General features: G+C 46.8%; 27 protein-coding genes. 4 read left to right on the top strand and 23 right to left on the bottom strand.

The features are described from left to right. Positions 1–58: 58 nt before the first annotated feature. The 19 genes from BUR09_RS13085 to BUR09_RS13000 all read right to left on the bottom strand — a co-directional run bounded on the left by BUR09_RS13085 (position 59) and on the right by BUR09_RS13000 (position 17,074). Positions 59–1,519 (bottom strand): dihydrolipoyl dehydrogenase family protein, encoded by a 1,461-nt coding sequence (locus tag BUR09_RS13085; RefSeq protein ID WP_074217392.1) that lies wholly within the window; start codon positions 1,517–1,519, stop codon positions 59–61. A gap of 1 nt (position 1,520) precedes the next feature. After that, entirely contained in the window at positions 1,521–2,216 is a 696-nt protein-coding gene (locus tag BUR09_RS13080; protein ID WP_074217391.1) for a TVP38/TMEM64 family protein, read from the bottom strand. Positions 2,217–2,220: 4 nt separating this feature from the next. Further along, complete coding sequence (locus BUR09_RS13075; protein WP_074217390.1) at positions 2,221–3,204, bottom strand: glucokinase; 984 nt, start codon at positions 3,202–3,204, stop codon at positions 2,221–2,223. Positions 3,205–3,389: 185 nt separating this feature from the next. Further along, entirely contained in the window at positions 3,390–4,124 is a 735-nt protein-coding gene (gene hisA / locus BUR09_RS13070) for a 1-(5-phosphoribosyl)-5-[(5-phosphoribosylamino)methylideneamino]imidazole-4-carboxamide isomerase (RefSeq protein WP_074217389.1), read from the bottom strand. Beyond that, positions 4,121–4,771, bottom strand: coding sequence for a hypothetical protein (locus BUR09_RS13065; protein ID WP_074217388.1), 651 nt, complete (start codon positions 4,769–4,771; stop codon positions 4,121–4,123). The genes hisA and BUR09_RS13065 overlap by 4 nt, the downstream gene beginning before the upstream one ends. After that, positions 4,771–5,361 (bottom strand): imidazoleglycerol-phosphate dehydratase HisB, encoded by a 591-nt coding sequence (gene hisB / locus BUR09_RS13060; RefSeq protein WP_074217387.1) that lies wholly within the window; start codon positions 5,359–5,361, stop codon positions 4,771–4,773. Before hisB ends, BUR09_RS13065 begins: the two co-directional genes overlap by 1 nt. A gap of 91 nt (positions 5,362–5,452) precedes the next feature. After that, on the bottom strand, positions 5,453–6,205 hold the full coding sequence (gene tatC / locus BUR09_RS13055) for a twin-arginine translocase subunit TatC (RefSeq protein ID WP_074217586.1): 753 nt from the start codon (positions 6,203–6,205) through the stop codon (positions 5,453–5,455). Positions 6,206–6,567: 362 nt separating this feature from the next. Then, the gene (tatB, locus tag BUR09_RS13050) at positions 6,568–6,945 is read right to left on the bottom strand and encodes a Sec-independent protein translocase protein TatB (protein WP_074217386.1); all 378 of its coding nucleotides are present in this window, start codon (positions 6,943–6,945) and stop codon (positions 6,568–6,570) included. A gap of 29 nt (positions 6,946–6,974) precedes the next feature. Continuing rightward, a complete protein-coding gene (guaA, locus tag BUR09_RS13045; RefSeq protein ID WP_074217385.1) occupies positions 6,975–8,525 on the bottom strand; it encodes a glutamine-hydrolyzing GMP synthase in 1,551 nt (516 codons plus the stop codon). A gap of 21 nt (positions 8,526–8,546) precedes the next feature. Then, positions 8,547–10,004, bottom strand: coding sequence for an IMP dehydrogenase (gene guaB / locus BUR09_RS13040; RefSeq protein WP_074217384.1), 1,458 nt, complete (start codon positions 10,002–10,004; stop codon positions 8,547–8,549). Between the two features lie 347 nt (positions 10,005–10,351). After that, entirely contained in the window at positions 10,352–10,927 is a 576-nt protein-coding gene (locus tag BUR09_RS13035; RefSeq protein WP_074217383.1) for a tetratricopeptide repeat protein, read from the bottom strand. Then, positions 10,920–11,054: a CcmD family protein gene (locus BUR09_RS13030; RefSeq protein ID WP_019999436.1), complete on the bottom strand. Its 135-nt coding sequence runs from the start codon at positions 11,052–11,054 to the stop codon at positions 10,920–10,922. The genes BUR09_RS13035 and BUR09_RS13030 overlap by 8 nt, the downstream gene beginning before the upstream one ends. Before the next feature lie 36 nt (positions 11,055–11,090). Beyond that, positions 11,091–11,246 (bottom strand): hypothetical protein, encoded by a 156-nt coding sequence (locus BUR09_RS16905; RefSeq protein ID WP_175566033.1) that lies wholly within the window; start codon positions 11,244–11,246, stop codon positions 11,091–11,093. A 32-nt stretch (positions 11,247–11,278) separates the two neighbouring features. Further along, positions 11,279–11,953 (bottom strand): cytochrome c biogenesis protein, encoded by a 675-nt coding sequence (locus BUR09_RS13025; RefSeq protein WP_074217382.1) that lies wholly within the window; start codon positions 11,951–11,953, stop codon positions 11,279–11,281. 125 nt (positions 11,954–12,078) lie between these two features. Beyond that, positions 12,079–12,756, bottom strand: coding sequence for a heme exporter protein CcmB (locus tag BUR09_RS13020; protein WP_074217381.1), 678 nt, complete (start codon positions 12,754–12,756; stop codon positions 12,079–12,081). After that, complete coding sequence (locus BUR09_RS13015; protein WP_074217380.1) at positions 12,750–13,397, bottom strand: ABC transporter ATP-binding protein; 648 nt, start codon at positions 13,395–13,397, stop codon at positions 12,750–12,752. Before BUR09_RS13015 ends, BUR09_RS13020 begins: the two co-directional genes overlap by 7 nt. After that, positions 13,387–15,300: a heme lyase CcmF/NrfE family subunit gene (locus tag BUR09_RS13010; protein WP_074217379.1), complete on the bottom strand. Its 1,914-nt coding sequence runs from the start codon at positions 15,298–15,300 to the stop codon at positions 13,387–13,389. Before BUR09_RS13010 ends, BUR09_RS13015 begins: the two co-directional genes overlap by 11 nt. Before the next feature lie 75 nt (positions 15,301–15,375). Next, complete coding sequence (locus BUR09_RS13005) at positions 15,376–15,789, bottom strand: cytochrome c maturation protein CcmE (protein WP_074217378.1); 414 nt, start codon at positions 15,787–15,789, stop codon at positions 15,376–15,378. A gap of 241 nt (positions 15,790–16,030) precedes the next feature. After that, a complete protein-coding gene (locus tag BUR09_RS13000) occupies positions 16,031–17,074 on the bottom strand; it encodes a CNNM domain-containing protein (protein WP_074217377.1) in 1,044 nt (347 codons plus the stop codon). A 431-nt stretch (positions 17,075–17,505) separates the two neighbouring features. Here BUR09_RS13000 and BUR09_RS12995 point away from each other — a divergent pair, with 431 nt between their 5' ends. From BUR09_RS12995 to BUR09_RS12985, 4 genes are all read left to right on the top strand, one after another. After that, positions 17,506–18,117, top strand: coding sequence for a D-glycero-alpha-D-manno-heptose-1,7-bisphosphate 7-phosphatase (locus tag BUR09_RS12995; protein ID WP_074217376.1), 612 nt, complete (start codon positions 17,506–17,508; stop codon positions 18,115–18,117). Further along, entirely contained in the window at positions 18,118–19,149 is a 1,032-nt protein-coding gene (locus BUR09_RS12990; protein ID WP_074217375.1) for a glycosyltransferase family 9 protein, read from the top strand. Between the two features lie 61 nt (positions 19,150–19,210). After that, on the top strand, positions 19,211–19,375 hold the full coding sequence (locus tag BUR09_RS16900) for a hypothetical protein (RefSeq protein ID WP_175566032.1): 165 nt from the start codon (positions 19,211–19,213) through the stop codon (positions 19,373–19,375). A 134-nt stretch (positions 19,376–19,509) separates the two neighbouring features. Next, positions 19,510–21,834, top strand: coding sequence for a mechanosensitive ion channel family protein (locus tag BUR09_RS12985; protein ID WP_074217374.1), 2,325 nt, complete (start codon positions 19,510–19,512; stop codon positions 21,832–21,834). Positions 21,835–22,210: 376 nt separating this feature from the next. Here BUR09_RS12985 and BUR09_RS12980 read toward each other — a convergent pair whose 3' ends face one another. From BUR09_RS12980 to BUR09_RS12965, 4 genes are all read right to left on the bottom strand, one after another. After that, the gene (locus tag BUR09_RS12980) at positions 22,211–22,933 is read right to left on the bottom strand and encodes an energy-coupling factor ABC transporter ATP-binding protein (RefSeq protein WP_074217373.1); all 723 of its coding nucleotides are present in this window, start codon (positions 22,931–22,933) and stop codon (positions 22,211–22,213) included. Next, entirely contained in the window at positions 22,933–23,700 is a 768-nt protein-coding gene (gene cbiQ / locus BUR09_RS12975) for a cobalt ECF transporter T component CbiQ (protein ID WP_074217372.1), read from the bottom strand. Before cbiQ ends, BUR09_RS12980 begins: the two co-directional genes overlap by 1 nt. 3 nt (positions 23,701–23,703) lie before the next feature. Then, positions 23,704–24,357 (bottom strand): cobalt transporter CbiM, encoded by a 654-nt coding sequence (gene cbiM, locus BUR09_RS12970; RefSeq protein WP_074217371.1) that lies wholly within the window; start codon positions 24,355–24,357, stop codon positions 23,704–23,706. 291 nt (positions 24,358–24,648) lie between these two features. Next, positions 24,649–26,094, bottom strand: a complete 1,446-nt coding sequence (locus BUR09_RS12965) for a sodium:proton antiporter (protein WP_074217370.1) — start codon at positions 26,092–26,094, stop codon at positions 24,649–24,651. Between the last annotated feature and the right edge of the window lie 277 nt (positions 26,095–26,371).

Raw genomic sequence — 26,371 nt, 5'->3', positions numbered from 1 at the left:
CTTTAAAAAGGCTGTCCTTTAGTTGGGACAGCCTTTTATTTTTGGGATAGCCAATTGACTAAGCTTTGCCGCGATATTTAAACAACGTGCGGAGTATCTTACGGATAAACGGGGAGAATACTTTCTTGCTGAGAATAGTTCCCGCTACCTTTTTGTTAATTTCGCCGAGAGTTGGGTACGGATGGATTGCGCCTGCGAGGGTGGCGAGCTTAACGTTTCCACCTAATATGGCGACCCATTCGTTAATAAGTTCGCCAGCATGTATACCGACGATCTGAACTCCGATTACGCGCCCTTTGGCGTCTTGTAAGAGCTTAAGTTTTCCTTCCGGTTTGTTTTCAGCAAGTGCGCGGTCGTTTGATGTAAATTTTTCTATGTCGATAGAGTAAGTTATTCCTGCTTCTTTGGCGCGTTTTTCATTGTAGCCGATGGAAGCAAGTTCGGGGTCACAGTAAGTTACCCACGGGAGGAGCGAGTAGTTTGCCTTGCGTGGTATTTTGAATACGGCGTTAGCGATGACTATGCCGCCTTCGTATCCTGCCGCATGTGTGAATTGATACTTGCCTGTAATATCACCCACAGCATAGATATGCGGCACATTAGTGCGCATTCTGTCGTCAACCGGTATGCCTTTTTGAGAATACTTAACACCTGCGTTTTCGAGGACCAGAGTTTTTACGGAAGGGGTCCTGCCTAGGGCTACAAGCAAACGGTCACTGGCTATCTTTTGAGCAGGGTGTTCCTTGGTTCCAAAAAGGACGGAGATCTTACCATCTTCCTCAAATATTTCTGCAATATTGGTGTTTGTTATGATGTTGACCCCATCCTTGCGGAGGGTGTCTTCGACAACAGAAGCCATGTCAGGGTCTTCTTTTGAAAGTATGTGGGCAGAACGCTGAAGGAGGGTTACTTTAGAGCCTAGCCGTTGAAATGCTTGCGCCATTTCTACGGCAATGGGGCCACCGCCGATTACTGTGAGTGTAGGCGGTAGCGACTCTTGGAAGAAGACTGTTTCATTGGTGAGATAGTCCACTTGATCCAAGCCCTTGAATGGTGGTGTCGATGGGGTAGAGCCAGCTGCTATAACAATGTTTTTTCCAGAAATGTGTTCCGTTGTTTTACCGTCTTGTGGGACAAGGGCAATGGTGTGGGAATCAACAAATGAGGCTGTGCCGAAACGGACAACGGCTCCAAGGCTTTCAAAACGTTCAGGTGAGTCGTGTGGCTGGATCTTTTCAACGACGGACTTGATATGTGCTGAGACTTTTGAGAAGTCCACAGGCTCAAGTGCTGGGGCTGGAAGTCCGTAACTTTCTGCATTGGCCATTTGGTGCCGTACGTTGGCGCACTTAATGAGCGTCTTGCTTGGGACACATCCATAGTGCAAACAGTCGCCGCCCATCTGTTTTTCTTTTTCTATAAGTAAAACTTTTACCCCAAGCTGAGCAGCGCCGGAAGCAACCGTTAAGCCAGCAGCGCCGCTGCCTATGATGATGAGATCAAAATCGTATTCTGCCATGTTAACCGCTCTCTTTTACTTTGCGGATAAATTTCAAAAGATACTTGGCAAGAAGTGGAAAAATGCCAAGAAGGGCAAAGGAAATGAGATGCACTGGTTGGAGGACATCTGACACATCATTGATAGTCGCAAGCTGTTTGCCTGCATTAACATAAACGGCTGTTCCGGGGAGCATGCCGATCTGGGATACCCAGAAATATGTCCGCAATGGCAGGCTAGTGATGCCCATTATTAAGTTGATGGCAAAAAAAGGGAAAATAGGTACGAGGCGCAGGGTGAAAAGGTAGAATGCGCCTTCTTTTTTTATTCCTTCATCAATTCTTTTTATTTTATTGCCGAACATGTTTTGAACCCAGTCTCTGAGAAGATAGCGGGATACAAAACAAGCAAGAGTTGCGCCGATGGTAGACGCAAACGAGATAGCAATGAGCGATGTCCAAAATCCGAACAGTCCTCCCGCAGCAAGTGTCATTATGGTTGCACCGGGAATGGAAAGGGCAGTGACGACGATGTAGAGAATGACAAAGCTACTGATTATGATGAAGCTGTTTTCTGCATAGAGAATTCTGAACGCATCCTGCTTTGCTTTTATGTATTCAAGGGTGAGGTAGTCTGTGAGATCGAAGTACCATGTCGCTGCAAATATGAGCACAATTGTAGTGACAATGCTGATCCGCTTGAGTTGAATTGCCGTCATGTAACTATCCTTTCATTGTCGGGCGAGGGCTGGCTTTATGCATCAAATGGTCTGCTCCGTATTGTGCTGCTCCCCATAGACCTGCTTCTTCGTTTTCATTGAGTTTGATAGGAACACTGGAGAGGATGTTTGAGTGCAGTTCGGTGTTGTAGAACGATTTTTTAAATTCACTATGTGTAACGATTACAGGGTTTCCTGCTGCAATTCCACCTGTAATATATAGGCCGCCAAGAGCTAGGGTATCGAACACAAAGTTCTGGCAAATTCGCCCATAAAATTTAGAGAACCATTCCAGTACAACCGGATAATCTGCAAAATGGGTAACTACTTTCTGGGAAGGAGCTATTTCGCCAGTGTGGAACTCAAAAAGGTATGAAAGGCCTGAACCGGAGAGTACATGCTCTTGAATTATTTTTTCACGACCAATCTTGGCGCGTAAGAATTCAGCGTACTCAATTTCTTCTTTAGTGGTGAACGGAAATACACCGTGTCCACCTTCGGATGGGACGGGAGTATATTTTCCAGTGCTGTCCGGAACAAGAAGTGATTTTCCAAGCCCTGTACCAGCGCCAATAATCCCTACTGGACAGGTGCTGACAGGATTGCCTGCAACAACTTCCATCGCGTCTTTAAATGCTGGTGTAAACGTTGCGTATGCCTGCGCTAGAAAGTCGTTAATTAGTATTGCGTTACTGCAGCACAGTTTTTTGGGAATTTTTGTTAGATTGATATCCCATGGAATATTCGGCGGGTCAGATTGCAATCCATCAAGAACAGGACCTGCCACTCCGAATACTATAGCGTCAGCTTTATGCGGCTGCAGGTCGAAGTTAGAGCTTGCCAACATTTCCAGTAGCTGCTCAAAACTATCTGCAGCATTTGTAGAAAGCCAAATGCTGCGATCATGGCTTATAGTTTCCCCACGTAGAGTAAATGTTGCAAAGCGGCTGTTTGTTCCGCCAATGTCTGCGGCTAATATACGTTTCATAGGAGTATGCGCCTGATTTAGAATGAATGCTTATGCTGTAGTATACGCGCCTGAATGGAAATGAACTGTTATACAATGGGATGCCATGGTTACAAGTAATAACTAGTCGCAATAGAACGGTAAAGGCAAATAAAAAAAGCGAACTTACATGTAAGTTCGCTTTTTTTATTTCATATAGAGAATTGCTAGTTCTGAGCAGCAATCCAGTCAGAAGCTTCTTTGAGGTCGAGAGTTCCGGTGTAGATAGCTTTACCGGAGATAGCACCTTCAAGGTTAGCTTCTTTTGTGAGCGGGAAGAGTGCCTTGATATCATCAAGAGTTGCTACGCCACCAGCTGCGATTACAGGAACAGAAGAAGTCTGTGCCAGTTTGGTAAGCGCTGGCAGGTTAACGCCTGTCTGCATACCGTCGCGGTCGATGTCGGTGTAGATGATAAATGCTACGCCTTGTTCTTCTAAGCGAGGAAGCACATCGTAGATTGTAAGGCCGCTGTCTTCTACCCAGCCTTTGGTTTTTAGTACGCCGCCCTCTGCATCAAGAGACACACCGATTTTACCCGGGAATGCCTTGCAGATGGAACCGAATAATTCAGGTTCGGTCAGCGCGATAGTGCCGATGATCAGACGGGAAACGCCAGCATCAAGGTATGCTTTAGCGGTTTCCAGATCGCGGATACCACCGCCGAGCTGAACAGGCATATCTACGCTTGAGCAGATATTTTTAATAAGTTCACGGTTGACTGGTTCGCCGGAAAAAGCACCATCAAGATCAATTACATGGAGCCATTTGCCGCCTTGTTCCTGCCATTTTTTTGCCATTGCTACCGGATCGGAGGAAAACACAGTTTCCTGATCGGCTTTACCCTGTTTAAGACGAACTGCCTGTCCGCCTTTAATGTCTACAGCAGGAAAAATTATCACAGACCAAGCTCCGTTATAGCCTGACGCATACCTTCTTCTGCAAGCTGCTCAGCAGTGATCCACTTACCTTTGCGCTTGAACCATTTTTTGATGTTGAGAAGGTTGTTTGAAAGGCTTTCTTGGGTTTCTTCAAAGTGAAAACGTGAGAGGGTCGGTTCTTCAACATCAACGCGTATTGCGTAGAAGTCCATGTTTACACCGGCAGACTGGAATGCGCCCATTTCGCCACCTTCGCGAGGTGTCCAGTCAATTACCTGTGGAACGATGAGAACGTCAGCCTTCATGCATATGCCAACCTGATTCCAGAACTTCAGCGCATTCAGTGGCTCGTCTCTGTGCTGAGCTTGGGTAATCTCATAACACTGGCGAGCAGCAGCACCGCTTGTGTATACGCGGGAAGTTTCTGTCTTCAAAAGTTTTTCAAAATCAGCATCGAGTTTATCCAGAGTCTCAGGAGAAACTTTGTACTGGTCGGAAGGAATATATCCGGCGAGAAGCTCCCCAGTGTTGGTTGGCTGGGTGAACATCGCCAAGCCCATAGAAAGTCGTGGTAATTGGGCTGGTGCTGTAGATTTGGAGCAACCGGTAATCAGTATGAGGCCGAGGAGGCAGAGAATAAGTCCGGTATTACGAAGGTGTTTATGCATTAATCGAGACTCCCTTTGGTGCTGAGAAGTTGATTTCGGTCACAGGAAGCAGCCATGCGCAGAGCTAATCCTAAGCCTTTGCACGCTGATTCGAGCAGATGATGCCCATTTTTACCATAAAGGTAAGAAATATGCATGTTTATTCTTGCACCATAACTTACAGATTTGAAGAATTCGCGCCACAGGTCGGACTCATCACCTGCAATAACAGGAGGCAGTAATTCATCGCCTCTGTATACGAGATAAGGACGGCCAGAAATGTCGATGTTCACTTCAGAAATGGATTCGTCCATTGGTACTTTTACCATGCCGATGCGGTTAATACCTTTTCGGTCACCAAGTGCTTCGCGCAGTGCATTACCTAAGCAGATACCAATGTCTTCAAGTGTATGATGTGCATCAACGTGTAAATCTCCGTCACAATGTACATGGAGATCAAATCCGCCCCAGAATGCGATAAGGGTGAGCATATGGTCGGCAAAGCCCCAACCAGTTTTCACGTCTACATTGCTGGTTCCGTCCAGAGTAAGAGTCAGGGAAATTTTGGTTTCGCTCGTGTCTCTTGTAATGGTTGCGGTACGTTGAGTCATACTTTTTCCTCAGATTTAGTCGGTAGATGGTTAAAAAGCCGGGCAAAAAGCCCGGCCTGTAGTACACCTAGAGAGTGTCAGAAGGAGTCGATTAGGACTCAGCCATTGCTTCTTCATCTTCTTCGTCTACTTCCTCGGAAGGACGTCGTTTGCCGAAGAGAGCAGCGATGACAATTGAGATTTCATAAAGAATCATCAATGGTCCCGCCATAAGAAGCTGGGATACAACATCCGGTGGCGTAAGGAGAGCAGCTAGAATAAATGAGAAAAGTATAGCAAACTTACGTGCTTTGCGCATCATAGTTGCTGTTACAATTCCTAATCTGCTCAGGAACAGGGCAAACAACGGCATTTCAAACACAAGGCCGAAGGCGAATATAAGCTTCATGGAGAAACTTAAATATTCGTTCAGCTTGAGCATAGCCTGAATGTTTCCTGTGTTAAAGCTCATGAAAAATTCAAAAGCGAACGGGAATACAATAAAGTACGCAAATGCACCGCCGCCGATAAAGCAAGCTGCGGAGAAAAATGCAATAGGTATGATGTACTTGCGTTCTTCTTCGTACAGCCCCGGTGCAATAAATGCCCAGATTTGATAGAATATATATGGGCTTGCAGCGAAGAAACCGGCAAGTGCAGCGACTTTAAGGTAGGTTACAAACGCCTCATGTGGCGCTGTGTAAATGAAAGAACTTTGATCCGGCATTACCTTAACCATCGGCATTACCAGGTAATCAAAGAGCTTTTCTGCAAAACTGTAACAGGCAAGACAGCCGATGATGACAGCAAAGCTGATGCGCTTTAAGCGCACACGCAGTTCATCAAGGTGCTGGAGCAGAGTCATGGACTCTTCTTCGTCTTCCTCATCCTCGTCCTCTTCACCCATCGCATTAATGCGGTCGGTCAAAGTGGCGGGTTGAGACGTATCTTGTTCTGTGTCGGAAGAATCACCGTCGTCCGAGGCAGCTTGTGCCTCGGACGCGGTGTTATCTATATCTTCATCGTCAAGATCTTCAACGCGATCTGGACGTGGACCGTCTGAGAAATCCATCTCAGCAGAAGGGTCAGAGTCGTCGCCTCCTTCTACTCGGGCATCTTCAGAAGTTTTAACTTCGTTGGAAGACTCTGCGTCTTCAGTCTGCTCGGTAGTGGAAGCAGTTTCTTCTGCTTCAGAAGGCTGAGCGTCCTTTTTGTTATCAACGCTCATTATGCCTGTTCCTTCACGGTCTGTTTTTCAGCAGCTTTCTCAGCTACTGGCTGAGCGGCTACATTGTCAGGAGCTACTGCAAGGTTTCCGGTTGCGTCCGGAGTCGATGGCTCAGCAGCCGGTTCTGGAGCAGGTTTTGCTTCCGCTTTAGAGTCTTCTTCGCCAAAAATTTTCTTTTCAGCGGCTTTTTTCTCTTTTTCGTGTTCTTCAAATGCGATTTCAGTGTTTATTGTACGCTGAAAATCTGTAGAAACACGGCGGAATTCCGCAAGACCTTTCCCAAGTGTACGAGCCACTTTTGGCAAACTCTTAGGACCCAGCACAATAAGTGCTACAACAAGAATAACCAGTATTTCAGTAGTACCGATTCCAAACATGCAGTCACGCCCAATTAGCTAAGGTTGGCTTATTCCCACTCGATAGTGCTCGGTGGCTTGGAGGAGATGTCATAAACAACGCGGTTTACGCCAGTCACTTCGTTAATGATACGGCTGGAGATTCGTTCCAGCAGTTCGGAAGGAAGACGTGCCCAGTCCGCTGTCATAGCATCTACACTATCAACAATACGAAGGGCAATAACGTTTTCGTAGGTTCTGTCGTCGCCCATTACACCAACAGTCTTGAGCGGCAGCAGAACAGCAAAGCCCTGCCACACTTTGCGATACCATCCGGATGCAGTCAACTCGTTCTGTACGATTTTGTCTGCTTTTCTCAAAATAGTGAGACGTTCGTCGGTAATTTCGCCGATAATACGGATAGCAAGGCCAGGACCAGGGAACGGATGACGCCATACTACGGAGTCAGGCATGCCGAGTTCGATAGCAACTTTACGTACTTCATCTTTGAAGAGCTCGCGAAGCGGCTCGATGAGTTCGAGTTCCATATCTTCAGGAAGGCCGCCAACGTTGTGATGGCTTTTGATAACCGCGGAAGGGCCTTTGTGAGAAATAGATTCGATTACGTCAGGGTACAGGGTGCCCTGTGCAAGGAATTTAACGTTTTCAATACGCGCTGCTTCAGCATCGAATACTTCGATGAATTCGTAGCCGATGATTTTACGTTTTTTCTCAGGATCTTCAACGCCTTCGAGTTTGGATAGGAAGCGTTCGCGTGCATCAACAACGGTGAGGTTGAGGTCGAAGTGTTCGCGAAGGTAGCTTGATACTTCTTCAACTTCGTTCTGACGCATGAGGCCGTTATCAACAAAGATGCAGTGGAGACGGTGACCGATTGCTTTGTTCAGGAGAACAGCAACAACGGTGGAGTCGATACCGCCGGAGAGACCGCAAACTACGTTGCCTTCAGGACCAACAGTGTCCTGACAATCTTTGATAACAGAATCGATAAAGCCGGACATGGTCCAGTCTGGCTTTACGCCTGCGATCTTGAAGAGGAAGTTGTTGATCATGATGTCACCACCCTCTGAGTGGTGTACTTCCGGATGGTACTGAAGCGCGTAGATGTTTTTCTCTACACATGCCATTGCTGCAACTTCGAGAGTCTCAGTAGAACCGATAACTTCGAAAGAAGGTGGCACCGCTTTAACCTGGTCGCCGTGAGACATCCAAACACGTAAGGAGTTTTCACGGTCGAGGTCGGCAAAGAGAGGGCAGTCAGAGGTCATGTTGAAGTCTGCAGGACCGTATTCACGGGTTTCAGAGCTTGCAAGCTGGCCACCAAGGTTGTGAGCGAGCAGCTGCATGCCGTAGCAGATGCCGAGTACTGGTACGCCCAGTTCAAGCAGACCCATATCAAGAGTAGGAGCGTCTTCGTCACCTACGCTGGAAGGACCGCCGGAAAGAATCACAGCGGAAGGGTTCATTGCTTTGACTTCTTCAGCTGTTATGATGCAAGGGTGAATTTCAGAGTATACGCCCGCTTCGCGTACGCGACGTGCGATAAGCTGAGTAAACTGAGAGCCGTAGTCAACAATAATGACTTTGCTAATTGCTTCCATAAGTTCCTCTAGAAAGATATCTTAGTTCCCAATACGGTAGTTAGGAGCTTCTTTCGTAATAATAACGTCGTGAACATGAGATTCACGCAGACCTGCAGGAGAAATTTCCACCATTTTGGAAACTTCTGGCATGTCACCAATAGTTTTTGCGCCAATGTAACCCATACCGGAACGCAGGCCACCTAAAAGCTGGTAGATGGAATCCTGTACTGGGCCTTTGTACGGTACACGTCCAACAATGCCTTCCGGAACGAGCTTCTTGCTCTTTTCCTGGAAGTAGCGGTCAGAACTGCCAGCTTTCATTGCATCAATGGAACCCATACCGCGGTAGTTTTTGTAACGACGACCCTGGTAAAGAACAGTTTCACCTGGGGACTCGTCAGTACCTGCGAAGAGGGAGCCGATCATAACGCAGGATGCACCAACGCACAGACCTTTTACAATGTCGCCGGAGTATTTGATGCCGCCGTCAGCAATGATGTGACGACCAAATTCCTTAGCTGCTTTGCAGCATTCCTGAATAGCAGTAATCTGTGGAACACCAACGCCCGCAACAATACGAGTAGTGCAGATGGAGCCAGGTCCGATACCAACCTTAACGGTGTCTGCACCAGCTTCGAACAACGCTTTTGCACCTTCGTAGGTTGCTACGTTACCTGCAACAATCTGCGCATCAGGGAAGGAGGTGCGGATAGATTTTACAGCTTTCAGGATGTTGAGAGAGTGACCGTGAGCAGAGTCAAGAACGAGCACGTCTGCGCCTGCGTCGAGCAGAGCCTGAGCACGTTCTTTACAATCTGCACCAACGCCGAGTGCTGCCGCAACACGAAGACGACCGCTCGTATCTTTACATGCGTTAGGATATTTAATTTCTTTTTCAATATCCTTCATGGTAATGATGCCCTGCAAGGTGTTCTCATCATCAACAACGAGCAGTTTTTCAATACGGTGCTTGTGGAGGTGCTCTTTTGCCTGTTCAAGGGTTGTGCCCACAGGAACAGTCACAAGCTTGTCTTTAGTCATCATGTCAGACACGAGAGTGGTGTCAGGATCGTCGACAAAGCGAACGTCACGGTTGGTAATGATACCAACGAGGTTGCCGTCTTTTACGACAGGAAGGCCGGAAATTCTGTAAGTAGACATGACTTCGAGAGCCTGAGTGATGGTGAGAGAAGGCTCAACAGTTACCGGGTCAAGAATCATTCCGGATTCTGACTTCTTAACCTTTTCTACTTCAAGGCACTGCTGCTCAAGCGGCATGTTTTTATGAACAACACCGATGCCACCGTGGCGAGCCATTGCAATGGCCATCTCAGATTCGGTGACAGTATCCATTGCAGCGGACATGAGTGGAATGTTCAGTGCGATGGAATTAGTGAGCTGGGTGGACAGATCCACCTGATCCGGCGTGGCTTCTGAATAACCAGGAAGAAGCAACACGTCGTCAAAAGTCAGTGCTTTGCCTAAGATTACGCTCATGGTGTGGGTCTCCAAATAAGTTTTGGGTAGCTATTAAAAAAGGCCACAGTAGCGTAAATTCACGCATTTAACCGGCCTGGAGTTCAGTACTTTCTTCCCTAAGATGTTTAGGCGGATAGTACGTTAGGTAATCCCGTTAACGTATGCGTCCTTTGATTCCATGTCAACGGTTGTTTATACTTTTTAGTAGTAGTGAAACCGATTGCATAGTTACTATATCATAAAAGCATTAAAAGATGCTCTGATACAGAATGAGACACACATACTACGTGCACGGCACGTAACAGGTAAAAAAAAAGCGCATTGCAAGTGCAATGCGCTTTTGGCTTTACAGTAATTGTTTAATTTTATTTGTCATTGAGTTCTTTTTGCGCTGCGGCTTTAAGCTCTTTATTGGCAGAAGAATTGACGATCTTTTCGAACTGCTCGTTAGCTTCTGCCGGTTTATCCAAGTAGTACTTGAGCAGCACGCCGAGGTTATAGCGCGCAGAAGGATCTTCCGCAATAGTTAGTGAGGTCTCAAATGCGCTGGCAGCTTTTTTAAAGCTTTGCAGCTTAAAATTAGCCATGCCGAGCATGTAGAACAGATGCGCGTTGTTAGGCTGAGCGGCAATGCCGCGCTGGATAAACTTACGTGCCTGACTGAACTCTCCATCTTCCATGAAGTGCTGAGCAATTTCTTCAATCAGCTTCACATTGTTAGGATCTTTTTTGAGTTTCCCCATGAGATCTGCAATGTGGGCCGCGTTAGTATTTTGTGCCTGTCCGGATTCTTCTTTGCGAACCTGAACAACTTTTGTCAGGTTCGGGTTCTTTGTACGGTATATACCGGACGTTACGAGCATTGCAGCAAATCCTAGAAGGATTGCAGCAATGAATATTTTTGCAACCGATGTCGGCTGCTTTATTGGAGCATTAGTCATTCAGCAACTCCATTTGACGAACGCGCTTGCTCAGCTCGCAGTGTTTGCGTGCGATAAAGAAGAGGTAGCCTGCAATGCCAACCCATACTGCAACGTTAGCCATGAGGAGCCAGTTGGAGCTTTCCATGATGAATCTCCTTAAGTGCCTTGTGAATTCAGGCGGTTATATTTCGTTATGATTTGTTAACGGTTTAATGCTGTCAGAAAGTGCAATTTTTGAAGAACGAATTCCAACAACTGCTGTGCAGATAAGGCCGGAACAGATAACACATATGGTAACTGCCAGATTTGTCATGAGAGACCAGATGGAGTGTTCCATGTTGAAGCCTTGTGCGTTTTTTCTTTAGACAGCTATATTTCGTCGTGTGTTGTCAGACTATCAATACGGTCTGAAAGAGCCATCTGTGATGTACGGAGACCAACTAAGGCAGCCCACACAAGACCGAAACAGATAACACAGACAATTGCTGTCAGCTTCATTTCCGGTTCCAGTCCACCAGATTTGCTGCTGAATACAGCAGGGTGGATGGAGCGCCACAAGCGTGCGGAAAGAAATACAAGAGGTACATCAATGAAGGCGGCAATGCCGACAACAGAGCTGACCACAGCTTTACGTTCTGTTGAAAGGGACATGGAGCGAAGGATTAAGTAGCCCGCATATACGAACCACATAACAAGGGTAGTGGTGAGACGAGGGTCCCATGTCCACCATACACCCCAGCTGTGTCGGCCCCAGATCATTCCGGTAACCAGTGCCAGACCGCTGAAAAGAACACCCACTTCTGCAGACGCTGCTGCAACATTATCCCAGAAACGTCTGCGGGTTTTCAAATACAGGATGGAGGCAATGAATACACAGAAGAAGCTGAAGAGTGACCACCATGCCAGCGGCAGATGGGTATAGAACACCTTCTGCACAATGCCCATAATCTGTTCAACAGGGGCATACTGGTAGATGAGGTACTGGCATAATGCCATCGCCGGTGCGGCTAAAAGTGCCACAGGTGCTATCCATTTTGTTCGCATCATATCCTCTGTAACTGTTATCTGCATATCCGACTGTTTTGTATAGCAAAGCAGCCAGTTACTGACAAAGTGTTTCCTATTCTGGGGTGACGGAGTACCGCAGCAAGTGCGGTTGCGCCATCCTCTTATTCTTCGCCGCTGTAGATGTAGCCGAAGAGTAGAAGCCCTGCGGCGCCAAACAGCGCATCAAATGCACAGGCAATGCCCAGCCAGTCGCCGAAGCCTTCCGGAATGATACCGGAAAACGCGGCAGAACCAACACGCACCCCTGCGAGGAGAATAGGAATAAGCAACGGGAACAGGATGATAGAGAGTAAGGACTCTTTTGCAGCCTGTCCCTGAGAAAGCGCACCGAGCAGCGCACCGAGCAATATTAATCCAAGGTCAATGGCAAGAAGCATTGCCAGTCCGATATGCCATAAGTCGGATACGGATTGACCTAAGAATACAATAGTTGCCGGTAAGAATACTGCTTGTGCACATAACAGAAGAGCAAATCCGCCGAGGGCTTTGCCTATCCATATCGCCTGCACAGGAGCAGGGGAAAGGAGTAGACCGAAGCGTGCGCCGTTCTGTTCTTCTAGACTGAATAATGTATTAAAGACAAGTACCTGACAGAATACTGATGCCAGCCAGAAGATGGCAGCAGCAGCCTGTGCACTCATTTTTTCACCGATCTGTTGGGACAAACTGAATACAAAGATAAGCAGTAAGCCGAGTAGAAGCGCTTGAATAAGTCCTGTTCCTCGTGCGAGCACAAGTTTCAGGTCTTTTGCAGCAATGGAAACAGCAGCTTTTAACATACCGCCTCCGGTGTGTATCCCTTAGCATCCCCAAAGTACTCAACTTTCTTGTCACGGATAGCGAGTACTTTGTCTGCGCGTACAAGGTCGGATGCAACGGAGTGGCTGATCCACACAAGCCCTGCACCGCGCTCTTTTGCAGCAGCAATTTCGTTATGCAGGATGTTCATAGAACGAACATCGAGTCCTGTCCCCGGCTCATCAAGCAGGATAAGGGAAGGCTGAAGCAAAAATACACGGGCAAGGTTCAAACGCTGCGCCATACCGCGTGAGAAACAACCTGCGCGCTCAAATGCAAAGCGTTTAAGCTCTACACGGTCGAGTGCGGCAAGCAGTGTTTTCTCGTCACTCTTCTGCCCGTGAAGGGAAGACCAGAATGCCAAGTTCTCAATGGCTGACAAGTCGGGATAAATGAAGGTTTGGTGCCCTACGTATCCGATGTTGTCGTTTTCTACCGTAAGCTCTACCTTTCCGGCTGTCGGCTCGGAAAGACCTGCCATTATCTTGAGTAAGGTTGATTTGCCCGCACCGTTAGGGCCGGCCAGTATTGTTACTGTACCCGGTTCCACCGTGCAGGAAACATCCTTGATGATCAGACGGTTGCCATAAAACTTAGCAACCTTGTCCAGTTTAAGCAGCATCCGTTACCTTTTCAGATTTGCGGAATCTGGTGAACCCGATGAACGGGAAGAGACACATGAGCGTACCACCAATCCAGAACCAGTTAACCATTGGTTCAATACTCAAGGTGACAGAAATGTTACCTTTTGCGTCAGCCCCTAAAAGAGAAGAGTAGAGTTCTTCGCCAAGAGACGGGATAATGGATACTTCTGCGAATGTCCTGTTATTACCGAATTTTTTGTAAATGCGGCGCTGAGGCTCAAGGGTGCCGAGATATTTGTCGCCTTCGAAGACGTCAATTTCAGCTTGCAGGAAGATGTATTCTACTGCTTCACCTTCATAAAGCTCTTTGTATTTGAAGGTGTATTCCTCAAGAGTAGCTGTTCCGCCACGACTGAGTTGAGTCTGAATCTCCTGCTTGTACGGGCCTGAGAACGCGATACCGATAACGATAAGCGCCACACCGACGTGAACACCGTATGCACCGATGGCACGATTGCTTTTACGTACAGAAGCATCTGTAGCGAAAAGCATAATGATTCCGGCGATACAGCCGGCAGCAGAGCCTACAGCAAGGATGGAAACAGGAATTTGGTATCCGGCAATATACATGCCCACACCGGTAGCGATAAATACACCGGTAATGGTGCTGAGCATCATGCTGCTTTTAACGCCGCCTTTCCATTTCATCCAAGGACAGATCATCAGCAGTACGGAGATGATTGCTGCCAGAGGCATACAGACTTTGTTATAGAAGTCTTGTTCAAGTCCCTGAGGGTTGCTTGTAAAGAACTTGGAGAATACTGGCCACATTGTAGCAATGAGGATGATAACGCCAAGTGCAATAAGGAACCATGCAGTAACCAGAAGCAGGCCTTCGCGGCTGAAGAGTTCAGCCATTGGCTTAGCTTTCGGGTTTTTGCTGGTTACAGATGCAAACAGGGACAATGCGGTAAAGAAGATAATAAAGATGAGCAGTGGGGTTCCAACGCCACCGTCACCAAATGCATGCAAGGACTCAACAACACCGCTACGCACAAGGTAGGTTGCAAACACAGCAGAGATAGTTGTGAGCGCAACAAGGAAGGTGTTGGTTCTGTGCAGCTTACCCCTGCGTGACTCAATAACGGAGGTGTGCAGGAATGCAGACCCTACGAGCCAAGGGATAAGTGATGCGTTTTCTACAGGGTCCCATGCCCAGTAACCACCCCAGCCGAGTTCCATGTATGACCACCAGCAACCGAGGATAATACCTGCGGTAAGGGTAAGCCATGCAAACAGAATCATGTTGCGGGATGCGTCAGTCCAACTGGCTTCTTCATGCTGGCTTCTGTTGAGAGCCTGTGCAAGAGCAAGACAGCTAGGAATTGTGAAACCACCGTAGCCGAGGAACAGAAGTGGCGGGTGGAAAATCATACCCGGGTTCTGCAACAGCGGGTTCAAGCCGTTACCGTCAGCCGGAACTGGGCTGATAAGTGTAAACGGGTTGGACCAAGTGGTTAACAAGAATAAAAAGAAACCGATAAACGTAAGGAAGAGCATCCAGAACCACATTTTTGTGCCGTCTGAAAGCGCTCTATACGCGTTAGTGTAAAGGAAAATGATGCCGCATAAAGCCACAGACCATGCCCAGAACAGTAATGAGCCTGCCTGCCCAGCCCAGAAGGCGGTTATGCGGTAGAAGAGTGGAAGATCGAGACTGGTGTAACTTGATACGTAGTAGTTTGAGAAATCAAAGTTAACCAGCGCCCAGAGAAGAATGAAAGAACTCACAGTGATGAGTGTTGTGATCATCATCTGTGATTTTTCGATCCAGTGCAGCAGGGTAGAGCGTCCCTGCCAAATCTGCAATGCAGCAACTGCGCCGAAGCCAATGGCAAACAGCAAAGACGCCACAAGCAGCAAGAATGCTAAGAGATGCATAATGCTCCTTTAGCCGATAAACGGCAACGTGGGGGAAGTAGTACAGGTGGAATAAGACCGATGTGCAGCGGTTGGTTATTCCCTATTTTTCTTTTCGTACTTCGACGGACATTTAGTCATAAGTGTACGGGCTTGAAACGCCTTTGTGGCGTCGTCAATGTTACCTTCAACAATGACTTCAGCACCGGCTTTAAATGTGTCCGGTACAGCACCCTTGTATACAACAGGCAATACAAGCTTCTTGTCTTTAGCATCTTCAAGAATGAAGGTGACGCCCAGACCCTCCTCATGACGCTTGATCTCTCCTGCCTTAACAGTACCGAAAAGACGGGCAGAACCAAGCTGGTCCGGTTTCATTGCCAAAGCTTCAGAAACTTCCAGGAAGTATACGCTGTTTTGTGAAAAACCGGAGAAAAGCAGATACCCGATGCCTCCTAAAAAAAGAAGCAGGGCAGCAATGTAGACGCTTTTGCCGTTTTTCTTTGCCATAGTGTCTCCTGACAGTGTCGAGTTTATGGACAGAAATGTCCTGTGCTATCTGAGCCTTTCTCCCCCGGTTCAGATGCCTTTTTCGAATAATTGGTTTGGTGCTTCATTGCAACAAATAGTTTTGGGTAACGGAGCGCTAAACCCTGTTTTTGACTCCGGTTCAGCGGTTCTGAAGTAGAAAAAAACAGGGTGTATCCGGGTTGATAAGCAAAATGTGTATATTTTATGCTATACATTACTATTAGCGCTTGATCAATTTTCTCTTACCCAGCTGTTTTCTTTTCTTTCTTGCAAGAAGTTGCATGTCATCGACACGGTCAGTTTCGTCCACAATTTCTTTGCCGAGAATTTCCTCAAGCACATCCTCAAGCGAAACAACACCGCTTACGCCACCGTATTCATCAACGGCAACAAAGAGATGGTCCCTGCGTTCAAGGAAGTTTCTCAGCACCTTATCAAGTGTGACGGAATCGAGCACAAAGTGCACAGGGCGCATCAGTTCAGAAAGTCTGGTTTCTGTACGGCCGGATGCAAGCTCTTCGTAAATATAGCGGCGCATTACAACGCCTACGATATCTTCGTTGTCTTCTGCATATACAGGAATGCGGCTGTAATTATTCAAATCCAGCTGTTGCTGTGCTTCTTTTACCGTAAAATCTACAGGCAGGGTAAATGTTACGGTACGTGGTGTCATAACGTCATTTACGTGCTTGAGATCGAGTGACAAAATGTTTTTGATTGATACTTCTTCGCTTGATTCGATTTGCCCTGCGCGCCGTGAAAGGCTCACGATGGCAAGGATGTCATCTTCAGTGGCTTTAGGGCCCTTTTCCGAAGGTGTAAGCTTGCGTGTCATCCATGAGCAAATATAAATGATAGGAGTGAGCGAAAAAACCAGAAAGTTTAGTGGTCTTGCAATAAACCTGCTTAGTTGGGAGGCGTATGAAACTCCGATAGTTTTAGGCAGAATCTCTGAAAAAATTAGGATGCTGACGGTAAAACCGATAGCAAAGTACGGCATGTATTCTGCGCCGTAGACTTTAGTGAAGGCAGCACCAGCTATCGTAGCACCAGCAGTGTTTGCAACGGTGTTCAGTGTAAGAATGGCTGTGATAGGTCGTTCAACATCACTGCGAAGTTTAAAAAGCAGTGTACCAGCCTTGGAGCCTGAGCTGCGAAGTCGTTCAATGTGACTCCACGGAAGAGCGTATAAAATAGCCTCGGTAATAGAGCATGTAGCCGAAACAACGATTGAAAATGTAACGGCGGTTATTAACTCAAACATGTAGTTCCTTCAGGTAAGATATATGAATAGTGATATAATTGCGGCATGCCGGTAGACTGCTTCCGCATTGTATTCTTTGGTGCACTCTTAAGAGACGCTGCCATTGTGGGCGGTGCATGTATTGTCTGAGTTGGCGTATCAGTACACTCGCCGTCCGTCGCTTCTACTTAAAGCACTGCTGTGCTGTGTGCTTTGCTGGTCGCGATTCCTTTTGATTATTATTAACTAACTAATCAGATAGCAATATCTTAACGCTGCAAAAAAAATTACAGTATCATAAAAAAAATTCGAAGGTACCTGCTTCTATCATACTACCGTTATTCAGAATCTGATCTCGGCCTCATTTTCTTGCAAAAAACTCACTGCCGTGCGAAAGAGTCGCGAACGCTACTACCAGTTTAATTGATAACAGAAACGCAGGGAAAAAATAAATGGCGCAGATTAAAAATATACTGCTTGATCGTGACGGTACCGTGATTGTGGACAAACATTACTTATCCGATCCGGAAGGTGTGGAACTTATTCCAGACGGTGGAAGAGCTCTTGCTGCGCTTCAGCAGGCAGAAATGCGTATGTATGTTGTCACAAACCAGTCCGGCATCGGTCGTGGATATTTTACAGAAGATGATCTGCACGCGTGTACTGTTCGACTTGATGAGCTTGCAGAACTGTTTGGTGCCATAATTGAAGATACTGTTTTTTGCCCTCATACACCGGACGAAGAGTGTGATTGCCGTAAGCCGCAGACGGGAATGTGGAATCAACTTAAAGATATGTATGGCTTATTACCGCAAGAATCCGTTATGATTGGCGATAAACAGGCTGATGTTGATTTCGGCAAAAATGCTGGATTAGCAGCATCGATTCTGGTTCTTACCGGTAAAGGCGAGAAAGAGCGCCAGAAATTGGAACTTCCTGAGGTGGATGAAGCAACAGGATATGTGACTGTGTCCACAGAAAACGGCTGGACTCTTGCTGTTGCAAAAGATCTTACAGCAGCAGCCCGCTGGGTTGCTGAAGTGTTGGTACAAGGGGACAAGTAAATGGGCAGAATAGGTATATGGAATACCGCCTTTCTTGGAGACGCCGTCCTTACGCTTCCACTTATTCGAACAGTGAAAGCTGCATTTCCGGATGCTCCGGTTGATTTTTATGTCCGCAAGGGTGTGGAGTCTCTTTTTGTTGCCCAGCCTGAGTTGGACAATGTGTATGCGTACGATAAACGTGGTGCGCAGAAGTCCATATTGTCTGCCATGTCCTATGGCCGTGAACTTGCCAAGAAGGATTATTCATTATGGATTTCAGCTCATACCAGTTTTCGAAGTGGTGTGATAGCACGCTGGACATCCGCCCATACACGTATCGGTTACAACAAGCCTCTGTTTAATAACTGGTTCTACACTACCACAGTGGACAGAAAATTTTCTGAGCTGGAAGAAATTGAACGGCTCATGCAGCTGGTTAAACCACTTGGTATTACAAATATTCTTGATTGGCCTGAAATGGTGCTGCCGCAGACTGCGTATGATGATGCAGATGCCTTCTGGGCAGAGCATGTAAATTCTCCAGTGCTTGGGGTTCACCCAGGCTCTGTTTGGGCAACAAAGCGCTGGCCTGCTGAATACTATGCTGATGTGGTTGCAAAGGCCATTGATGCAGGTGCACAGGTGATGGTTTTTGCCGGTCCTGGTGAAGAGCCGATGGCCCAAGACGTTATTGAAAAAAGCGGTGCCAAGGATTCTGGTCGGATCATCGATTGCTCCGGTACACTTTCTCTTGTTCAGCTTGCTGCCTATCTGAACAAGCTGAACTGTTACGTTACAAACGATTCCGGTCCGATGCATATCGCGTGGGCGCAGCGAACTCCTGTGACCGCCATCTTTGGTCCTACCGTACGCGAGCTGGGCTTTTTCCCTCGGGGCGATGCTTCAACTGTTCTTGAAACAGACATAGCATGCCGTCCATGTGGGCTTCATGGGCCTAAGACATGTCCGAAAGGTCATTTTAACTGTATGCATTCCATTACGCCAGAAATGGTGTGGAACGATGCAAAGAAAAAGCTGTTTGGAAAATAGAATCTATACACCATGACTTTCTTGAATATGCTACACTTCTCTCTATTCCAAGGAGGGTTTTATGACCGTTTGTAGCGAAATGAAGAAAGGCGATGTGTATTACTGTACTTCATGCCACTTAGAAATTAAGATCGAAAAGCCTTGTGCATGCAAGACTGATGGCAGCGTTGAAGAGCGATGTTCAGTGCCGCTGCAGTGTTGTGGCAAGCCGTTAAAAAAGAAATAGGTAACATTGGCTACATCCCAATGTAACGATTGAACGATATAAGAGTAGAGTCTTCGGGTTCTACTCTTTTTTTATGTCATAGGAATAAAAGATAAAAAAAGAGTATGCTTACAGGATAATACAGGAGAGTGTCTGTGAGTATACGTAATCAGATTCTTATTGCGTTTGTGTTGATCTTCTTTGGTTGCTTGCTTGTGAATGTGAGCAGGGCAGCAGATGCAGTTCCGCAAATTCCTGCTGATGCTACCAGTGAACAGGTAGATGCAATCTTAGCAGGAATGAGTGATGAGCAAGTGCGTGCGTTACTTCTTGAAGAGCTTCGTAAGGAGGCCCTAGCTCCTGCTGCAACTCAGGAAAAAAATTTAGCGCAGGTATTTTCTGCAAAGCTCGCACGGGTGCATGAGAGATTTGACTACTTATTTGGTGATGCTGCGCAAGCAGCTGAAGATATACCGGATGTAGTTTTTAAGGCAGTAAGCGGAAGGGGAAAAGTACCGCTGATAGATCTTGCCAAGGGTATAGTTTTGCTGTCCCTAATCTGGATAGGTGTACGTATGTTCTATCGTAGAAAAACCCGTAATCTACGAAACATCATTGAAACAACCCCAAAGGAATGGGGATTCTTCAGGAAAGTACTCCGTCTTTGTATGCGTGCAAGCATTGACCTGTTTGGTATAGTGCTTTCCAGCGTTGTTATTTTGGGAGTCTATCTTTTCTTGTACGAGCAGAGCAGTGAAGCAAAGCCTATAATCCTCTCATGGTTTATTACTGTGTTGCTTGTAGATTTTGTGGGGCTTGTTGCCCGATTTGTACTTGTGCCGAAGGCAGAAGGGCTTCGGTATCTACCGTTGTCAAATGAAACAGCAATGACTGTGTACCAGTGGGTGCTGTGGATTAGTCGTATTGCAGCGTTAGGGTTGCTGATTTCATTTCTCATTCTCTTACAAGGTGAAGCAGAACGCTGGTACCTTCTTTCACTTGCTGTTACCAGCTTCATTGTTGTGTGCGGTATTTCTCTTTTGGTTGTGTGGGAGGCGCGAAACGGGACAGCGGCGCTTCGAAAGAACACCCAGATTGGTTCGCTTCGGTATCAGGTTGCTGGAATATGGCATGTTATGTTGGTCACCTTGTTGTTCTTCGGCTGGTTGTGTTGGCTGGTCGTTTTGATGGTACGTGGCTCTGGTGCAGTTATTCCGGCTGTCGCCACAATCTTGAGTGTCCCAGTATATTGCATTGTAAACTGGCTTGCACAGCAGCTTGTGGACTGCATGAGTGGTGTTGCCCTGAAGACTGGAGGTTGTCAGCCAATAGAGACATCAGAAGGGCAATTTGAAGAAGCAAAAGTTGAGTCAGAACAAGAAACAACCACAGTTAACACTGAAGCAGTAGAACACACTCAGGACTCTTCAGATCAAGTTGTACAAAGTCTGCCAGCTACAACCGCATTGCGATTCTGTAATTTTCTTAAGGTAAGCTTCCGTGTTGGTATTTTTCTACTGATATTCATGGGGTTACTTAATATCTGGGGAGTTCCTGTTCGTGTCGGATTAGACACCGCCGGTTCATTCATCGGTATACTTTTTACCATTGTCGTAGCCTACATTCTTTGGGCGCTTATCAGTGTTGCAATAGAGCGAAAAATTGATGCATATCATGCCAAAGATAACGAGTCCGGCGGCAGTGCCGGAGGAGACCGCTTTGCAACACTGCTTCAGTTGTTCCGCAAATTCCTTTTTGGTTTTCTTGTCGTAGTAGTCTCTCTTATTATTTTATCATCTCTTGGTATCGACATTACACCGCTTCTTGCCGGTGCCAGTGTCTTTGGGCTCGCAATCGGTTTTGGTGCACAGACTCTCGTTAAAGATATTATCTCTGGCATATTCTTCCTGATGGATGATGCGTTCCGAGTGAATGACTACATCCAAGTGGGTAATTCCATGGGGACAGTCGAAGAAATTTCTATACGTGCTCTGAAGTTACGTCATCATCGTGGTTCTCTTTTCACTATTCCATTCGGAACAATTAATTTTGTGACGAACATGTCCCGTGGATTTGCCATCATGAAGCTTGAATATCTTGTTCCGTTCGATACCGATGTGAATAAGATTAAAAAGATCATTAAACGTATCAATAAAGAGGTTCGTGAGGATCCGGATCTGGATGCTCTTTTGTTGGATGACATTAAGTCGCAAGGCGTAAAAGCAATTGAACAATATGGATTGCGCATGCGTGTGAAGTTCATGACGAAGCCGGGCGGACAGTGGAGTATACGTAAGATCGTGTACACTAAAATGCGTCAGATTTTTAAAGAGGAAGGCATTGAGTTTGCTCGGCCTACTGTGGCTGTGCACGTTCCCAAGGGGGAGCAGCTTACTCCGGAGCAGCAGCAGGAGCTTTCAGCAGCTGCGCAAAATATGGCTGACGATGATGCCGCAGCCCAAGCTAAGGGAACAAAGTAGAGTATCTGTTTAGGAATGCCTCCGGCGGCTTAAGAATCTCCAGAAGCCTTTATTAGGCGACGAAAGTATGTTGTTTAATATTTTTACGCGGCTTTAATTAACTGACTTGAATAGAAAAAAGGGCTGTCCTGTGTAGCTAGGATAGCCCTTATTTATTAAGTGAAAGGTAGTGGTGTATAAGCCGTAAGGGGACGTAAGTAACGTGTTGCCCTCGCGAGTAAAAGTTTTTGGAGAGTCCAGAGAAGCCTTTTTACAAAAGTCGTAGCTGTTCTCGAGGAACGAGAGATTACAGATAGCGAAAGTGTAACAAGTTCTCTGGCCGCCGGAGGCAAAAAGAAGAAATCATCAAAGGCCTGGCGGAGGCGTTAGCAAAAAATTATTCATGTTTATGAGCGACGTTGCCACCATGATGCGTGTGGACGTGCGTATGCGGTATGCACTCGGCAGACTTGGTAACACCGTTTTCCACGTTGAGGAAGCTGGTGCATGTTTTGTCGAGAAAATCCCAGTCGTGGGAGATGATGCAGAGCGCAATATCGAGATCTTTCAAGATGCCTATGAGTCGTTCGCGGGTATCTGGATCAAGGTCGTTTGTCGGCTCATCAAGGAGGAGCGCTTTGGGTTGCATTGCCAGTACTGAGGCGAGGGCAACCATCTTTTTTTCGCCGCCTGAGAGTTTGTGGGTAATGCGGTTTTCGAATCCTTGCAGTCCCACGAGAGAAAGCTTTTCTGTGGCGATTTGGAATGCTTGCTCAGGCGTTTTGCCTAGATTAAGGGGGCCGAATGCCACGTCATCTATGACGGTAGGTGAAAAGAGTTGGTCGTCTGAGCGCTGGAAAAGGTATCCGATCTCAGCGCGCAGTGTGCGAAAATCTTTTTCAGCTTTGAGCTGTTTGCCTGTGTAGGTGATGGTGCCTTTGTTTGGCGTGAGAATACCCATTGCTGCAAGAAAAAGTGTTGTTTTACCACTGCCGTTGTGTCCGAGCACACCGAGTCGAGAACTGGAGAATAACTCAAGGCTTGCACCGGTGAGTGCAGGTGCGGTGGTTCCAGCGTAAGTGTAGTGGATGTCGGTAAGGGAAAGCAATGGGGTGCTCATTACAATAACTCCGTAAGATGGAAAAAATCGGCAGCGAGTAGGGCTGTGCCGATAAGTATAATGCAGGCGGTAACGGCTGTGTCTGTGGAGGTTTTCTGCGTGCTGTGCAGAGAATGGAATGTGCCATTGAAACCGCGAAGCTTCATAGCGTTAGAAACACGCTCGGCTCTGTCGTGGCTCTTTACCAGCACCATTGCAATAAGGTTTGCGTAGGTTTTGTAAGTATGACTGTTGGTAGTTGGAACAAATCCACGTAGCGTTGCGGCGGTGGATAACCGTTTGTATTCTTCCTGAATGACGTGAATGTAACGCCATGTGAAGAGGAAAAGCAGGCTGAGTTTTTGTGGAACACGAAGTTTTGCGAACCCTGCGCCTATGTCGGTTATGTTGGATGTTGCAAGCAGTGCAATAAATGCTGTGATGATTGCGTTTGATTTTAGCGTGATAAGCAGCGTCAAATCAACGCCTTCTTTGGTTATGGTGAAGCCGCCCCAAGAGTAGATTGGCGTTCCTGTGGTTGAAACAGGTAGGGTGAGCCAGAGAAAAGCGATGAATGCATTGATGAACAGAAGACGTCTGCAAAGAGTTTTAACGGGCAATTGCGCAATGCAAAGCAGGGCGATACCTACGATTAGTGCTGCACAGGCTGTTGGAATAGTCGTGAGCAACGCAGTGCAGATTGAAAAAAATGTCGCAGCAGTAATTTTAGCTGCTGCGTCCATTGAATGAAAAGGGCTTGTGCCTTCAGCAAAAGATTCAAGAGCCATATGTTACTCTGTTACGCTTGGTGAAGTCTGCGTAGCAATGCCGGGATTCGGCACAGCAATTTTGAAATCGAAAATTTGTGGCGCCACTTTTGCTAAAAAACCGACAACAATAGCTGTAATCAGTCCTTCAATGATCATAACTGGTACACTGGAAAGCAGTAATATTTTTGCGGAGTTCAGGAAATTGTCACCACCAAGGGCAAGAGTTCCCGATGTCAGTACTGCGGAAAGGGCCACTGCTGACATGCCGCATAAAAAGGCTGCCATTCGCAGGGAGAAGGTTCCTCTGCTGAGCATGGGACGGAAAACGTAGAAACATATGACAGGTGAAAGTGCCATGTTCAGCGTGTTCACACCAAGTGTAGTGAGGCCACCAAATTGGAACAGGATTGCTTGAAGGGTCAGGGCAACTAGTATTGCTGGGAAAGCTACCCAACCGAGCATCAGACCAAGAAGTCCGTTCAGAATAAGATGACCGGAAACCGGCCCGATAGGTATGTGGATAAGCGATGCAACAAAGAAAGCGGCTGAAAGGATAGCAGTAGTCATGATGCGATCATAATTAAGCTTTTTCAGCCCGATACAAACTCCCGCTGCTGTTAATGCAGCGCTGGAAGCTAAAATGACTGGAGGAAGAACACCTTCGGCAATATGCATAATATGTATCCAATGGTATGAGTGATTGGCGCGATGGATTACCGATACCATTCGTGGAAGGTTATCGTCAACGTGTTACGAATTTAAAAAAATGACACGCTTAGTCGGCTTGCTGACAGACTTGGCTGGGAGACTGTGGGTGGAAACTGCTTTTGCAGGTAGAATAGGGCGATGCTATTTATTGTGTAAGGTAATTATTGGGCGGTAAGTTTGTTAAGATTGTTACATCTCTGCCTGACTGTTATTAATAAAAAGCCCCCTGCGGTGTGCAGGGGGCTTTCGTTATGCGGTTTAAATGAAGATAAAGGTTACAAGGATAAATACTGGTATGAGAATGCCGAATGACCAGAGCATGTAGCCAAAGAAGCTAGGCATTTTTATGCCCTGATCTTCAGCAATCGCACGAACCATAAAGTTTGGTGCGTTACCGATGTATGTGTTGGCTCCCATGAATACAGCACCGGCTGAGATAGCGAGCAAGGTGCTTGCCATATCAGACATAAGGTGTACTGCGTCACCACCGGCTGTGTTGAAGAACACGAGGTAGGTTGGTGCGTTGTCGAGGAAGGAAGAAAGAATACCGGTAAGCCAGAAGTACATGATGTCAACCGGCTGGCCATTAGCATTTGAAACAAGGTTGATGATCGGTGCAAGAGCGCCGTCTGTTCCTGCTTTCAGAATAGCGATTGCCGGAATCATGGATAGGAAGATACCGATAAATAGCTTTCCAACTTCAAGAATCGGGAACCAGTTAAAGTCGTTTCGTCTGCGGCTTTCATCAGAGGTCAGCTTCAGGGAGAGACCGGTAATGATGAGAAGGAGCATGTCACGAACAACGTTCTGCAACTCAACATGTACGTGGTAGATGTTGAATTCAATATTTGGCTTCCATGTACCCGACAGCAGTACAGATCCGATAACACCAAGAAGGAGAAGAAGGTTTATCTTGCCTTCCAGACCGAGTTTCTCGGTATTGGAAGCATCCAGACCTTCAGGGGCAGGACGACCTTCTTTGTTATAGAGGTAGGTGTCTAAGAAGAAGTACACAACTGTCAGGATAGCTATACAGAATAGCATTGGTAACAGCATATGGGTTGTAGTCCAGAAGAAGGACACACCCTGCAGGAAGCCAAGGAAGAGCGGTGGGTCACCTAATGGAGTCAGGGAGCCACCGATGTTTGCCACAAGGAAAATGAAGAACACTACGGAGTGCACCTTGAACTTTCGGTGTGCATTTGCACGAAGCAACGGGCGGATAAGCAGCATAGCTGCGCCGGTCGTTCCCATCCAGCTCGCCAGTGCTGTACCGATAACAAGGATTAAGGTGTTCACAATAGGGGTACCCACCAAAGTACCAGTTAGACGTACGCCGCCAGCCACTGTGAACAGCGCTAATAAAAGAATAATAAATGGGAAATATTCTAATAAAAGGGCATGTAATGTTTCATAAAGGGCAAGAGAGAAACCGAATTTAATTGTGAATGGAATGAGAAAACAAAGAGCCCAGAATAAAGAGATCTTACCAAAGTGACTGTGCCAGAAGTGTGGCGCAGCCAACGGAAATACTGCGATAGAAAGCAGCATGCAGACAAATGGCAGAACCCATATGCCGGAGAGGGCGGCACCATCAAGATGTGGTGCGCCAGCTGAGGCCGCAAACGCAGCGCATGGCAGCAGAAGCGTTGCGAAAACTGTAAGCAATTTAGCAAACAGTAAGTTAGGCTTACCTGTCAACATAAACTCAAACTCCTTTTATCAATTCCAGCGTTGTGTAAGACACAATTAGCATACAGGCATACTATGGTTATTAAGAAGGCGTCAACGAATTCTCGAAGTTAGTAACTACTTCTAAAAGTAGATCTTTTGCTCTGATAATAAGATGAATGTGATATTTCTCTCAAAAAAAGTTGGGCAGCGAAGTTGATTGTCGAATTTATGTCCAGAGAGCAGGGTGGGGAGAAGGATTACACGTATGCATGCGGTGTTTTGGTGTGAGCGCAGGTAGTAAGCTGTC

The organism is Halodesulfovibrio marinisediminis DSM 17456 (assembly GCF_900129975.1).
GTDB lineage: Bacteria > Desulfobacterota > Desulfovibrionia > Desulfovibrionales > Desulfovibrionaceae > Halodesulfovibrio > Halodesulfovibrio marinisediminis.
The sequence above is the reverse complement of the archived record's forward strand: the minus strand, read 5'-3'. Positions and strand labels throughout refer to the sequence as shown.